Below are 1118 nucleotides of genomic sequence, written 5' to 3'. Positions count from 1 at the left end.
TCGGTGACCAGACGCTCGAGCGGGTCCTGCGGTGCTTCGGCGTCGACGGTCACCGTGGGCGACGGCACGCTGATCGCCGCCGGCTCCGAGACGGCTCGAGGCGCCTCTCCCGTGGTGAAGCTACGCGACTCCTCGAGAACCGCCTCGTTCACCGGATAGTCGGCCCGTAGATCGCCGATGCACGCGATCAGCTCCTCGGCGTTGGCGAATCGCTGGGTGGGCTCCTTGGCCAGGGTCTTGAGCACCAGCTGTCTCAAGGGTGCGGGTATCCGACCTCCGGGATCGGTCTCGGAGAAGTCCCTCGGCGGCTGAAAGAGATGGCCGGCGATCAGCTGGGAGGTCGATTCGCCACGGATCGGATACTGCCCGGTCAGTAGCTCGTATAGCACCAACCCGAAGGTGTAGAGATCGCTGCGTGCTTCGATGCCGCCGGACCCCTGGGCTCCGAAATGTTCCGGCGAGGCATAGCGGAACTTGCCGAGAAACATACCGCTGGCCGTCAGCTGCGGGTCGCTGCCGCGGCGTTTGGCGATACCCAGGTCGATGATCTTGACCAGCGGCCGGCCTTCGACGTCGACCGACAGCATCAGGTTGTCCGGCGACACGTCACGGTGCACGAAACCGTGCCGATGGAGGTAGCCGAGGGCACGCAGTCCCTGCCGCGCGATCTCGACCACCAATGCGATGGACGGCAGCTCGGACCGGGCGATGAGTTGTTTGAGATCAGTACCGCGGATGTACTCCATAACGATCAGGCCGGCGCCCGAATCGTCGAGGGTGAAATCGAAGATCTGAACGATATTCGGGTGCCGCAGCTGGATCGCCGCCCGGGCCTCGCGAGCGAAGCGTTCGTTGAGCTCGCTGTCTCCGACCAGATTCGGATGCAACACCTTGACCACTCGCAGCTCATCGAGCAGCCGATGGCGGACCTTGTAGATCTCGCCCATGCCGCCTTTCTTGATCTTGGCGACGATGTCGTACTGGTCGTCGATGCGTGCGAGCGGCAGGCTCATGAGGGTCGGTTCAACACAGTTGGAGGTTCGGGGAGAAAGATGTCAGGATCGGCCTTTGCCGCCGATCCTATCCAATCCTCTTCGAGTCGAGGCCGCTTTCCGGAT

The 1118-nt window shown here is 63.3% G+C and carries 1 protein-coding gene; it reads right to left on the bottom strand.

The window, feature by feature from the left end; genetic code table 11:
- On the bottom strand, positions 1-1013 hold a 1013-nt coding region (locus GY769_21605; protein MCP4204515.1), incomplete at its 3' end, for a serine/threonine protein kinase.
- Between the last annotated feature and the right edge of the window lie 105 nt (positions 1014-1118).

It is taken from the genome of bacterium (genome assembly GCA_024224155.1).
GTDB lineage: Bacteria > Acidobacteriota > Thermoanaerobaculia > Multivoradales > JAHEKO01 > CALZIK01.
This window is presented reverse-complemented; position numbering and strand designations above follow the sequence as displayed.